Source organism: Chitinophaga sp. CF418, assembly GCF_900142925.1.
GTDB lineage: Bacteria > Bacteroidota > Bacteroidia > Chitinophagales > Chitinophagaceae > Chitinophaga.
Genome location: NZ_FRCN01000002.1, coordinates 61,834 through 74,830, shown reverse-complemented (window position 1 = coordinate 74,830; position 12,997 = coordinate 61,834). Strand labels below are relative to the sequence as shown.

Genomic DNA, 12,997 nt, shown 5'->3' with positions numbered 1-12,997 from the left:
AAGAAACTTTTAGTTAGGCCCTGATTTTTTCAGATGTATTTGTGTGTACGTTGCTGTAACGTACACAAAGTTCCGCGCGCACTGATACTGGTTATGCAAATAACAGGCTACAGAAGACATTTTAACGCTGTATATATATGGCTATTTGTCAGACGTTTCGCCTGCGGATAAATCCGTAAATTTGCAGAAATCAAAAACCATGTTCGTCAAGCAACTTTATACCAATTGCTTATCAGAAGCTGCCTACTTTATTGAGTCCGAGGGTGAAGCCGTTGTGATAGATCCCCTGAGGGATATAGACGCTTACCTCGATCTGGCCAAAGAGCGCAACGCAACCATTAAGTATATTTTCGAGACACACTTTCATGCTGACTTTGTGTCTGGTCACCTCGACCTCGCTGCTGCTACCAATGCTCCTATTGTGTACGGTCCTGAAGCTGTTACCAACTTCCCGATATATCTTGCTAAAGACAAAGAGAAATTTACTATCGGTAAGCTGACACTTGAAGTACTTCATACACCAGGTCACACATTGGAGTCAACCTGCTACCTGTTGAGTGATGAAACAGGACAACCGCATAGTCTGTTCACAGGCGATACCCTCTTTGTAGGCGACGTAGGACGTCCTGACCTGTTCAGTGGCAACCTTACCAAAGAAGAACTGGCAGGATACCTGTACGATTCTCTCAATAACAAGATCAAAGTATTACCCGACAATGTGATCGTATATCCGGCGCATGGTCCTGGCTCTTCCTGTGGTAAAAACCTGGGGCCTCATACCTACAGCACACTGGGTGATGAGAAGAGCACCAACTATGCACTGAAGGCCGACAGTAAAGAAGAATTTATCAAAGAAGTCACTTCCGGTCTTAACACACCACCTTCTTACTTCCCCATCAATGCCCGCATCAACAAAGAAGGGTATGACGCTTTGCAGGCTGTGATGGAAAAAAGCAACCGTCCCTTATCTATAGCTGAAGTCAAACAGAAAATGAAGGAGGAAGTCCTGATCCTGGATACGCGTCCCGCAAATGAATTTGCAGAAGGATTTGTACCCAGCTCTCTCAGCATTGGTCTGGAAGGACGTTTTGCTGAATGGGCAGGCAGTCTGCTGCCTTTCGGTGAAGAGATCATACTGGTGACCAGTCCCGGAAAAGAAGAAGAAACCATCGTACGTCTTGCCCGCGTTGGCTTTGACCATGTAGCCGGTTACCTGGCAGGTGGTTACGAGGCCTGGGTAGCTGCCGGTGAAGAACGCGACCTTATTATCACCGTGGAAGCTGATGAACTGGCGATGGATCTGCCGCATGATGACAACCTCATAATTGTAGACGTACGTAAGCCTGCGGAGTATGCAGACGGTCATATTGAAGGTGCGATGAACATTACCCTCAGCGACATGACAGACCCCGGAAAACTGGCTGATTTTGACGATACTCACAATCTGTATGTACACTGCCAGGGTGGTTACCGTAGCATCATTGCATGTTCTATCATGAAACGGGAAGGCATCCACAACCTGCGTAACGTAGAAGGTGGTTTCAACGCCATGAAAGCACAGAAAGGCCTGAATGTCGTAAAGGAAAAGAACGTACTAAACTAAGGTTACAGATAATGAAAATGAAGGCTCCGTGGTTTTGCCGCGGGGCCTTTGCTGTTTTTGCAGGTATGCTTTTTGACCCTTTACCAGAAAAACCTTGCAATGGGAAAACTTTTAGACGGACAAATAGCACTTGTTACCGGTAGCAGCAGCGGTATTGGCGCTGCCATAGCCTGGGCGCTCGGAGAAGCCGGGGCTAACGTGGTAGTAAACCATCACAGTAATAAAAGCCTCAAAGGCGCGGAAGCAGTGCTGGAAAAGATCAAAGCGGCCGGTAGCGACGGCTTTATCTGGCAATGTGACATCAGTAAGGAGGAAGAAGTAATGGCCATGTTTGCGGAAATATTTTCCCGCTTTGGTACGGTGGATATAGTAGTCACCAATGCCGGTATTCAACAGGATGCTTCCCTGCTGGATATGACCATGGAGCAATGGAATAAGGTGATCAATACAAACCTTACCGGTCAGTTTATCTGTGCAAGGGAAGCCGCCCGTGAATTTAAACGGAGAGGTGTGGTGGAAGGCCGCTCCAGGGCTGCCGGAAAGATCATCTGTATGAGTAGCGTACATGAAGTGATACCCTGGGCAGGGCATGTGAATTATGCTGCCAGCAAGGGTGGAGTGAAGCTCCTGATGCAATCCATGGCGCAGGAACTGGCCCCGCATAAAATAAGGGTCAACAGCATTGCCCCCGGCGCCATCAAAACGCGTATCAATGAAGATGCGTGGGATACGCCTGAAGATGAGAAGAAACTGCTGGAACTGATCCCATACGGCAGGGTAGGAGTGCCTGAAGATGTGGCCAAAGCCGCTGTATGGCTGGCCAGTGATGAGAGCGATTATGTAACGGGAACCACCCTTTTCGTGGATGGAGGAATGACCCTATACCCCGGTTTTGCAGATAATGGTTGATTAACAATTATTTGTGGCCGAACAATCCCACAGTCTAGCATGTTATTTGTTTTAAATTGTTAAACTTTTAACCATGAAATGTAAAAATTTCCTGATGGCGGGAATGATGTTCCTGGCCGTATGCTTGTTCGCCTGTCAACCTAGCGATAGTAATGTTCAGCAGGCAGTAAATGAAAAACTGACGGCTACTCCGGGTGTAAGCGCTGAAGTGAAGGAAGGGGTAGTGACCCTTAGTGGTGAAGTGCCTGATGAAGCGGCTAAAATGGCTGCAGAAGATGCCGTTAAAGGCGTGAGCGGTGTAAAAGCCGTTACGAATAACATTATGGTGCAGGCAGCAGTTCCTCCACCGCCCCCACCAGCAGCTGTTGATACCATGATGAAGAAAGACAGTGCTGCGACGAAATAGATTCCCGGCTGAATTGATCAGGAATGCCTTCCACCGGCTTGCTGGTCAATTCAGCTCACTTAGTCTCCTTTGTATTCATGTTTCCACCTTCTGTGGCTCCATACCCATACTTCAGGTTGTTCGCGGATATTATGTTCCAGGTATTTTACGAACGATTCGGTAATTGTTCCCTCCGGCACCGCTGAGGGTTCCTCAAATGCCAGTTTTAGCGTGGCATGATAATACCCCCTCTTTGTCTTTCTGATATCCACAAATACCACAGGAATATCACTTCTCCTGGCCGTCATTTCCGGCCCCTTATAAAAAGCTGTCATTCTGTTCAGAAAGGGAAACCAGTAACTGCGGCGTGGATTGCCGGGGTTCTGATCTGCTACCAGTGCTATAAGATATTGCCTGTTAATCCAGGGTTGCATGCTCTCCTTAATGTCGTTGGCCGGCAATAATATACTGCCTGATTTTTCACGGAAGTGCCTGAACATACGGTCGCCCGCTTTATTGGTCAGCGGCATATAGACGACAAGAAATGGATATTTAACGCCCTGCATGCAGAACAGGTTGGCCCATTCCCAGTTGAAGTTATGCCCCAGGTGCATCTGGCAGCTTTTGCCTTTGGCATACAAGTCATGTAGCACGGTGAGATCGCAGGTAAAGCGGCGCTGTAGTTCCGTTGGGCGCATGGTGAGCAGTTTGATGGTTTCCACCATCATATCTGTCATATTGAGATAGTATTTCTTCGCCAGCCGGGTGATCTCTTCTGGTGTCTTTTCCGGAAATGCCTGGCGCAGGTTGTCAAACACTACCGCTTTGCGGTAACCAACAATGTGATAAACGATCAGGTATAAAACATCACTTATGCGATATAATAACCATAACGGCAGTATTGAAATGCCGTACATAAATACCAGTAACAAATAATACATGTCATCAATTTCTATAACACAATATTCTGTACCAGGGAACTCTTTTCAGGATAGTCAGTATTAAAATGCAGGCCACGGCTTTCTTTACGGAAGGCAGCGCCTTTTACAATGAGGTAACCAACGGTGATCAGGTTTCTCAGTTCACACAATTGTGGTGATACCTCTGTTCTTTCGTATAATGATTCAGTTTCTTCATGCAGGATGTCCAGTCTGCGACTGGCGCGTTGCATACGCTCGTTGGTACGCACTATACCCAGGTAATCGCTCATGATCTGTTTCAGCTCCTTGAGGCTCTGGGTGATGAGGATCATCTCTTTCGGTGCAGTGGTACCTGCCGCATTCCAGTCCGGTACATTGGTCTTGTGGGAAGTGCTGTCAATTTTGTTTACACCATCCAGGTAGCAACGGTGTGCAAATACCATTGCTTCCAGCAGGGAGTTGGAGGCAAGCCTGTTGGCGCCATGCAGACCTGTGCTGGAACATTCTCCGCAGGCGTACAGATTATTGATGGAAGTACGGCCAAATTCATTCACCTTGATGCCTCCGCAGCTGTAGTGTGCAGCCGGGGCTACCGGTATCATATCCTTCTTCACGTCAATACCTACAGAAAGGCATTTCTCATAGATGTTCGGAAAATGATGAACGAACTTTTCCTGGTCCATATGCCGGCAGTCAAGGTACACATACTCTGTACCCGTGATCTTCATTTCACTATCTATCGCCCTTGCTACGATATCGCGCGGAGCGAGGGAAAGACGCGGGTCATACTTATGCATGAAATCTTCTCCATGGATATTACGGAGAATACCTCCGTCGCCACGTACTGCTTCTGTGATCAGGAAGGCATTGTTCACCCCTGGCTGATACAAAGCGGTGGGATGGAACTGGATGAACTCCATGTTCTCTATCCTTCCCTTGGCGCGGTACACCATGGCAACACCATCGCCGGTTGCAATGGTCGGATTGGTGGTACTGCGGTACACCTGGCCATTCCCACCTGTTGCCAGTACGGTAATGCGGCTGAGAATCTTTTCAATCTTATTGGTAAGGAGGTTTAGCACATATACGCCATAACATGCTATATCAGGCATGGCTTTGGTAACAAGATAACCTAAATGGTGCTGGGTAATAAGGTCTACCACGAAGCAATGGGTGACCAGCTCTATATTCGGATTCTTATGTACTGCATCCAGCAGGGCGCGCTCTATTTCCTTTCCGGTAACGTCTTTATAGTGGATCACCCTGAATTCAGAATGGCCTCCTTCTTTACCGAGGGAGAAGTCTCCGGCGGCATTCTTGTCAAAGTTGGCGCCCCATTCTATGATCTCATTGACACGTTCCGGCCCTTCTTTCACTACAATCTCCACAATCTGCTCATTGCACAGACCATCGCCGGCAATCAACGTGTCTTCAATATGCTTTTCAAAGCTGTCATTCTCAAGATCATTCACTACGGCTACTCCACCCTGTGCGTATTTTGTATTGGTCTCGTCTTCACGTGTTTTCGTGATGATGGTAATTTTTTTATCAGGACACGCTGCCGCCACTTTAAGGGCATAAGTAAGTCCGGCAATACCAGAACCAATCACTAAGAAATCTGTCTGTTGCATAAGTACTCAAGCGAACACCAAATGTACGGTTTAATTTGTTCCCATTCATTGTGGGGTGGCATAGCCCCGGCGCATCTGCAGGTAACGGAGCCCGCCGGTCACCATTCCCCATTGTGCTATCCCGTAGGTCAGCATGATAAAGAAAGTGCCCATCTCAAGGGGGAGATAGAAATAATGAATGGCAATGAGCATGCAGGAAACGATATAGATGCAGGCGCCTGCCAGTGAATACCAGCCCGATGGCTGATCTTTGAGCCGAAAGGCATGCATCACAGACTGTAACATGATATAGGCGATAACGGAAAAAAAGAGTATCGGCAGCGTCATCTGGCCCAGATAAGGCAGCATAAGGAAAATGAATGCAATGATGCCTGCCGCCATCCCGAGGATGAAGGGCCACTTACATAATGGAAGCGGGTAATTCGTATACCTGATCTTCAGGAAAAAGCCAATATAGGAAAGCAATGAGAGCATGAAGGTGAACAGCCCGCAGATGAAGAAGAGCGGACTTTGTTCAGAAAATAACAGGAACATGTCGCCAAAGCCCGAAAAGAACAGAGCCGCCAGCAGTGATACACGGAAAATAGCGGGAATGCCCTCCGTTCCGGTAATGAAACTGGCTGCTAATATAAATGGCAGCAGGAACTTGGAAACATAAGTAAGAATATCCAGGTGGAAAAAGATGGCAGACAGGTGAACTGATAAGGTGGCAGCATAGAGCAGGTGGAAAGAGCTTGCTTTGCGCATAGACTAGCATTAAGGTACTTAAAGTACGATTTCTATGTCTGAATGGTTTCAGGCAACAGGCAATAAAACCGAAAAGGTGGTACCATTATGGCCGGAGCGGCTCACTTTCAGTTGTCCGCCGTGGGACTGTATGATCTGCTGTGACAGGCTTAGGCCGATGCCGCTGCCTTTTTTCTTGGTGGTATAGAACGGGATGAAGATCTTATTCATGGCTTCAGCGTCTATACCCGGGCCATTGTCGGTGATCTCGATATGCACCTGGTTGGGATTGTTCATGCTGGCCTTTACCTGTATGGATGGCGTCTGCGTCTGTTCCAGTGCATCCATGGCATTCTTGATGAGGTTGATCAGTACCATCTGCAGCTGTGCTACGTCTGCATGTATTTCTGCGCTGGCAGATTCTATCTCGTAGTGATAGTAGATGCCTGCCTGTTTCAGCTCCGGAAGTAGCAGGCTACTTACCCCGGTCAGCAGTTCTTTGATGTTGACATGGGTGAACTGCGGCTTGGGTAGGGTGGTATAGTCGCGGTATGCGTTCACAAAATTCATGATACCCTTACTGCGGCTCTTGATCGTTTCCAGCGCTTCCTGCAGATCGGCGATGGCCTCTTTCTGCGCGGCCTCAGGTGAGATGTCCTGTTCCACAATATCCTGCATGGTACCGATCAGGGACACAATAGGGGTGACAGAGTTCATGATCTCGTGGCGGAGTATCTTGGTTAGATTCTGCCAGGCTTCCAGCTCTTTCTGTTGTAACTCCGCATGGATGTTCTGGATAGATATGAGCTTGACCAGGCGCCCCTGCAGGCGTACGCTGGCGGCATGAATAGATAGTTGCTGTTCCTGCCGGGTACGGTATAGCAGTTTATTGCCCGACCGTATTTCCATCAGGTATTCGGGCAGGGCAGGATGGCTGTTCTTTAGCTCTGAAATATTACGCAGGCGGTAGATACCCAGCAAGCGGAAGGCGGCCGGATTGATCAGTTCTATTCGTCCTTCGGCATCGAATGACAACACGCCGATACTGATATGTTGTACGATAGTATCTATATATTTCAGGTTCGCCTCTTTCTCCGCCCTGGTCTGGCGGAAAGCTTCCAGTACTTCATTGAACTGATGGTTCAGTGCCTGGAAACTCTTCCCCAGCTTATTGTCAGCGCTGAAGCGGATAGAGAAGTCTTCATACCGGATAGATTCCAGGAATAAGGTCAGCTTCCTGTTCACCCGGTTGATGTAATAGTACATGCCATATATCTGCATAGAGATAAGGATACCCATGGCTACTCCCGGAAAGGCGCCAAGTGCCGTCCATACCCACACACTGGTGATAGTGCTGAGCGTGAGTAAGATGATACGCAGTAATATATTGACACTGAACTTGTTCATTGTAAGCGCTAAATGTTATACTTTTCCAGTCTTCTGTAGAGGGCTGCCCTGCTTAAGCCTAATTCCCTGGCGGCTTCAGTGATATTGCCATTACATTTTCTCATGGCCTGGGTAATGATGTTGCGTTCCATTTCCTCCAGGTTGTAGCCGGTATTAAGGGATTGGTCCTGTACGGCATTCTTCACGAATACATCTTTTGGCAGGAGGGTTTTACCCTGTGAAAGGATGACGGCTCTTTCCATGGCATGCTGCAGTTCACGGATGTTGCCCGGCCACTCATACTGGCGTAACTGCTGCACAAGCGATTCATGCAGGGAATTTACCGAGCGTTTATACTTCCCGGCATATAACTGCAGAAAGTATTCTGCCAGCGGAACGATGTCTTCCTGACGTTCCCTCAGAGGGGGCAGTTGAATCTCAATGGTATTGATACGATAGAGAAGGTCCTGCCGGAATTGATACTCGGCAGCCATACGTTGTATGTTCCTGTTTGTGGCAGTGATCAGGCGAACGTCTATCGGTATGGTCTTGTTACTTCCTACCTTGGTCACGGCCCTGTTCTGGAGTACGGTGAGCAATTTGGCCTGAATGGGCAGGGAAATATTCCCCAGTTCATCCAGGAAAATGCTGCCTCCGTTCGCCTCTTCAAAACGGCCGTTCCGGTCTTCCCGGGCATCGGTGAAGGCGCCCTTTACATGCCCGAACAGCTCACTTTCAAACAATGTTTCGCTGATAGCGCCCAGATCCACACTTACGAAGGGCTTTTTATTCCGCAGGGACAGCTGGTGGATATGCCGGGCCAGCAGATCCTTTCCCGTGCCGTTCTCCCCCAGTATCAGCACATTGGCGTCTGTAGCCGCTACCCTGTTTACGGTGTCCAGCACCTGTAACATGGCGGGGCTGTTGCCGATAATATGTACATCCGACTGTGGGCTTGCCGGCGCAGCGTTCATTTTATCCTTGTTGCCATGTTTTTTATTGTAAGCCCCCTGCATGGTAGCCAGCAACTTCTCATTCTCCCAGGGCTTGAGTACAAAATCTACCGCACCGGCCTTGATAGCCCTTACTGCCATCTCTACGTCCCCGTAAGCCGTAAAAAGCACTACTGCCACCTCAGGACGGATGTCCAGGATGCGGTCCAGCCACTCAAAACCTTCTTTGCCGCTACTCAGGTCGCGGGTGAAGTTCATATCCAGCAGTATCACATCATACTCGAAATTGGACACGAGGTAAGGTATCTTCTGTGGATTACGTTCAAAGTCAACCTGTTCGAAGTGACGTTTCAATAACAACCGGGCAGCTCTGAGCACGTCCATGTCATCATCTACAATAAGAATTTTACCGGGCAACGGTGTAGTCATAATAAGATCTTGTCTGTTGTTTTTGCAAATGATCCGCAAACAGTGTTCCTGACAGGAGGAGTGGAATGACAGCCCTGGCGGATGCGGCCACTGGCAATATTATAAAAAGATTTCGGTTTTCCTGCGGCCCATGGAGGGCTTCATGGAAATTGTCCGGAAATGAACGTCCCGTGTGCGCTACAGGACGATAAAAATAGGGAGTACTGCCGAAATCCCTTTGTGGTATTGAGTTTCCTGCTTTGGCATGCCGGTTGTCTTACCTGGAACAGGAATTTAGTTTAACCTATGGACAGAAAAATAGAAAAGAAGTACTGGTCAAAAAAGAGGATCTCCCTTATCAGCGGGGGGGCCGTTGTCGCGATGTTACTTCTGTATAATCTGATATTTGCTGATCACCGCTCGAAACTGAATGTCGAGAAGGATAAAATCACCGTGTCTACCGTTACGAAAGGGACCTTTGATCAATATATAGCCGTAACGGCAGTGGTATTGCCACTGAAAACCATCCGGCTGGATGCCATCGTTGGAGGATATGTGAGCCAGAAATATCTCGAAGGTGGTAATATGGTCAAAAAAGGAGACAGCATCCTGCGTCTCGAAAACCAGAACCTGATGATGGACTTCGTGAACCATGAGACAGAGATTTACCGCCTGATCAACGAGTTACAGAATACCAGGCAATCCCTGAAACAGAACCGCTACACCATGCAGCAGACGGTTGCTGACCTGGATTACCAGATAGAGCAGGCCAAAGATCTGTACGACCGTACCAAACAGCTGGTGGACGACAAGATCGTATCCCGCCAGGAATTCAATAAGAACAAGATTGATTATGAACGCCTTGTGAAGAAGCGGCAGATAGAAATAGAAAGTCAGCGCTTCCAGGAAGAGAATGCCCTCATACAGATAGACCGTCTGGAGTCTACCATCGCACGTACGCAGCGTAACCTGCAGATGATGAAGGAGAACCTCAACAACCTGGTATTGAAAGCGCCCATTGACGGGCAGCTGTCTTCCGTGGATGCAGAAGTAGGAGGTAGCATCACCGCTGGTCAGAACATAGGCCAGATTGATGACCTGGACGGGTTTAAGATGCGTGCCGAAGTAGATGAGCACTATGTTGCCAGGGTATTCCCCGGACTGAAAGCTACTTTTGAATTCAACAATAAAAGTTATTCCCTGTCCATCATCAAAGTATATCCGGAAATAAAGAACGCACGTTTTAATGTGGACATGAAGTTTGAAAAGGAAACACCGGAAGGTATACGCCGCGGACAATCTTCTCCTATCCGCCTGGAGCTGGGCAAGTCCTCTTCGGCTATCTTACTGCCGGTAGGCGGCTTCTTCTCCGATACTGGTGGTAACTGGGTGTATGTGGTAGACAAGGGCGGTAAGAGGGCTGTGAAACGTAATATTTCCCTTGGACAGAAAAACCCGCAGTATTTCGAAGTGTTGGAAGGTTTGCAGGAGGGCGAACAGGTGATTACCTCTTCGTATGAGAATTTCGGAGACAAAGAGGTTTTAGTATTTTAATCCGGCAGTTAGTTACAGTTGTTTTAGTTCCGGTGCCAACCTCTGCAAGCAGGCAGGGGTGGCGCCATGGACACTCACCTGAAAAATCATATGCAGCATGATAGGCATGTACATTACTATCGCACTAAGGCATCTCGCTAAACGGAAACTATTTTCCTTCATCAACATTGCCGGACTCGCCATTGGCATTACTTTCTCCCTGCTGATAGCAGTATACATCTGGGAGGAGCGCCAGGTGAACGGTAACCTGAAGGATCTATCCCAACAATATTACCTGCAATCTGCCTGGAAGGCAGATAATATGTACATGCCGCTGATCACGCCTGCGCCACTGGCTAAAACACTAAAGGATAATTACCCATCCCTGGTGGCCAATTACTACAGGACTTTTCCCTGTAGCGCGAACGCCTCCTATAAGGACCGCCATTTCCGGATGTCGCTGCAGCCAGGCGATACAACAGCGATAAGCGCTTTTGGATTACCCCTCATACAGGGAGACCCTGCCCATCCTTTCAGGGATGACAATTCTATTGTGATCACAGCCGAAACGGCTATGAAATTTTTCGGCAGAACAGATGTACTGGATGAAGTCCTGACTATCGATACCCGCAGGGATGGTAAAAAGAACTATGCTGTCACCGGTGTACTGAAACGTGAAACGCGCCTCAATACGGTGACGACCATCAACGGTTTTAAGACTGATATTTTCCTGCCCATGCAGAACGTTGCATACTTCCTTGCACCGGATGCCGACAAGGATTGGAACAGTGTGAGCATGGCTTCCTATATAAAGCTGCAACCAGGGGTAAAGCCGGAACAACTGGCAGCGCCCATCAGAAAGTTGGTGGCCATGCATTGCAACCAGCAGTTGAAAGACAACATGAGTATTAAGCTGGTGGGGATGGATACCTTCTACCTGGATACGAATAACGGACTGGTAAGAAAGATGAGCTACATCCTGGGAGTCATTGCTTTCTTCGTCCTGCTGATGGCTGTGATCAACTATGTGAATATCAGTATAGGAACCTCTGTATACAGGTTAAAAGAGATCGGTTTGCGGAAAGTATTTGGCGGCAAACGCCAGCAGCTGATTGCACAATTTCTGGCAGAATCACTTGTATTGACTGCTATAGCGGCCTTTCTTTCCATTGCTTTCTTTGAACTGTTACGCCCACTGTTCGGACAGGTGCTGAACAAAACCTTACCTCATGTATGGTCATTCTCAGGAATGATGGTGTTGTTTTATGTATTGCTGGTGGCTGTCGTCGGATTGATTGCCGGTGTCTACCCTGCTTTCGTGCTGACGGCCAGCCATCTGCTGAAAGTACTGAAAGGGAAGATCTCCGTGGGTAAAGGGGAATTATTGTTCAGAAAAGGCTCGCTGGTAATACAGTTTTCCCTGGCGGTGCTGGTATTTGTATGCACATTGTATATCTCCCGGCAGATCGATTATTTCTTCAAAAAAGAACTGGGATATAACAAGGAACAGGTGCTGGTCATCTCTTCCGTACCACGCCAGTGGGATACCGCAGGGTTAAAACGTATAGAGCTGATAAGGGATGAAATGATGAGCAATACCGGTGTAAAGAGCGCGACTGTTTCCTATGAGGTACCTGACGGTATGAATGGAGGAGGTTTACGCATCGTACCCCGGGGTGGTACCGATGATGCAGCTGTGAACGTAGATATGTTGGTAACTGACGGAAATTATGCAGCTACTTTCGGACTGAAGGTACTGGCAGGCGCATTCTTTACAGACCAGGACAGCCCTGGAGATGTAGTACTCAACGAGGCCGCTGTGAAGCTTTTACACCTGGAAACAGGAGTAGGAGAGCAGATAGTGGCTGTTGGCCCCCAGGGGGGAACATTCAGGGTAAAGGGCATCGTGAAGGATTTTCACTTCACAAGTATGCAGCAGAAGATCGCACCTATGATATTCCTTTCCCAGAATACCGGCGCTTTCTACCGTTTCCTCAGTATCAAACTGCAAACTGCTGATGCCAGGAAGACCGTAGCCGGCATTGAATCTTTGTGGAAAGCCCGCTTACCTGATGCCCCGTTTGAATATTTCTTTATGGACGACAAGTTTCAGTCAATGTATAGCAATGAAACCCGTCTGAAGCAGGCGGCTAATGTGGCTACTGCACTGAACTTTATCATTATATTGCTGGGGGCTGCCGGCGTGGTGGCATTCAGCCTCACCCGCCGTACCAAAGAGATCGGCGTAAGAAAAGTATTGGGGGCCGATACCCGCAATATCATTTACCTGTTCCTGAAAGAATACACCTCCGTCATACTGATCGCCAATATCATTGCCTGGCCGGTAGCGTATGTAATAGCCGATCACTGGCTGGATGATTATGCCTACCGCACCAGTATGAGTGTAATGCCATTTATAATTGCAGGTATGATTACCTTCAGTTTAACCTATATTCTGATTGCTTTACAATGCTTCCGTACTGCCAGTGCAAACCCTACAGGGCTGTTGAGAAGTGAATAATATACGTTCAATTTAAAAATTA

General features: G+C 48.0%; 10 protein-coding genes. 5 read left to right on the top strand and 5 right to left on the bottom strand.

Annotated elements, in window-relative coordinates; translation table 11 throughout:
* The first annotated feature begins 199 nt into the window (after positions 1-199).
* The 3 genes from F3I09_RS04825 to F3I09_RS04815 all read left to right on the top strand — a co-directional run bounded on the left by F3I09_RS04825 (position 200) and on the right by F3I09_RS04815 (position 2,918).
* Positions 200-1,603, top strand: coding sequence for a rhodanese-like domain-containing protein (locus F3I09_RS04825; RefSeq protein ID WP_149693924.1), 1,404 nt, complete (start codon positions 200-202; stop codon positions 1,601-1,603).
* A 99-nt stretch (positions 1,604-1,702) separates the two neighbouring features.
* A complete protein-coding gene (locus F3I09_RS04820) occupies positions 1,703-2,512 on the top strand; it encodes an SDR family oxidoreductase (protein WP_149693923.1) in 810 nt (269 codons plus the stop codon).
* 73 nt (positions 2,513-2,585) lie between these two features.
* Positions 2,586-2,918, top strand: coding sequence for a BON domain-containing protein (locus F3I09_RS04815; RefSeq protein WP_149693922.1), 333 nt, complete (start codon positions 2,586-2,588; stop codon positions 2,916-2,918).
* A 59-nt stretch (positions 2,919-2,977) separates the two neighbouring features.
* On the opposite strand, the gene F3I09_RS04810 is transcribed toward F3I09_RS04815, so the two are convergent.
* Genes F3I09_RS04810 through F3I09_RS04790 form a run of 5 tightly spaced genes read right to left on the bottom strand, consistent with a single transcriptional unit; the run spans position 2,978 to position 8,942 of the window.
* A complete protein-coding gene (locus F3I09_RS04810) occupies positions 2,978-3,838 on the bottom strand; it encodes a lysophospholipid acyltransferase family protein (RefSeq protein WP_149693921.1) in 861 nt (286 codons plus the stop codon).
* Positions 3,839-3,849: 11 nt separating this feature from the next.
* The gene (gene nadB, locus F3I09_RS04805) at positions 3,850-5,448 is read right to left on the bottom strand and encodes an L-aspartate oxidase (RefSeq protein WP_149693920.1); all 1,599 of its coding nucleotides are present in this window, start codon (positions 5,446-5,448) and stop codon (positions 3,850-3,852) included.
* A 45-nt stretch (positions 5,449-5,493) separates the two neighbouring features.
* Positions 5,494-6,195 carry a lysoplasmalogenase gene (locus F3I09_RS04800; RefSeq protein WP_149693919.1) on the bottom strand — a complete coding sequence of 234 codons (702 nt, stop codon included), beginning with the start codon at positions 6,193-6,195 and terminating at the stop codon, positions 5,494-5,496.
* A gap of 48 nt (positions 6,196-6,243) precedes the next feature.
* Positions 6,244-7,581 (bottom strand): PAS domain-containing sensor histidine kinase, encoded by a 1,338-nt coding sequence (locus tag F3I09_RS04795; protein WP_149693918.1) that lies wholly within the window; start codon positions 7,579-7,581, stop codon positions 6,244-6,246.
* A gap of 8 nt (positions 7,582-7,589) precedes the next feature.
* The gene (locus tag F3I09_RS04790; RefSeq protein WP_149693917.1) at positions 7,590-8,942 is read right to left on the bottom strand and encodes a sigma-54 dependent transcriptional regulator; all 1,353 of its coding nucleotides are present in this window, start codon (positions 8,940-8,942) and stop codon (positions 7,590-7,592) included.
* Positions 8,943-9,227: 285 nt separating this feature from the next.
* On the opposite strand from F3I09_RS04790, the gene F3I09_RS04785 reads away from it, so the two are divergent.
* Positions 9,228-10,475 (top strand): efflux RND transporter periplasmic adaptor subunit, encoded by a 1,248-nt coding sequence (locus F3I09_RS04785; protein WP_149693916.1) that lies wholly within the window; start codon positions 9,228-9,230, stop codon positions 10,473-10,475.
* 97 nt (positions 10,476-10,572) lie between these two features.
* A complete protein-coding gene (locus F3I09_RS04780) occupies positions 10,573-12,975 on the top strand; it encodes an ABC transporter permease (protein WP_149693915.1) in 2,403 nt (800 codons plus the stop codon).
* The last annotated feature ends 22 nt before the right edge of the window (positions 12,976-12,997 follow it).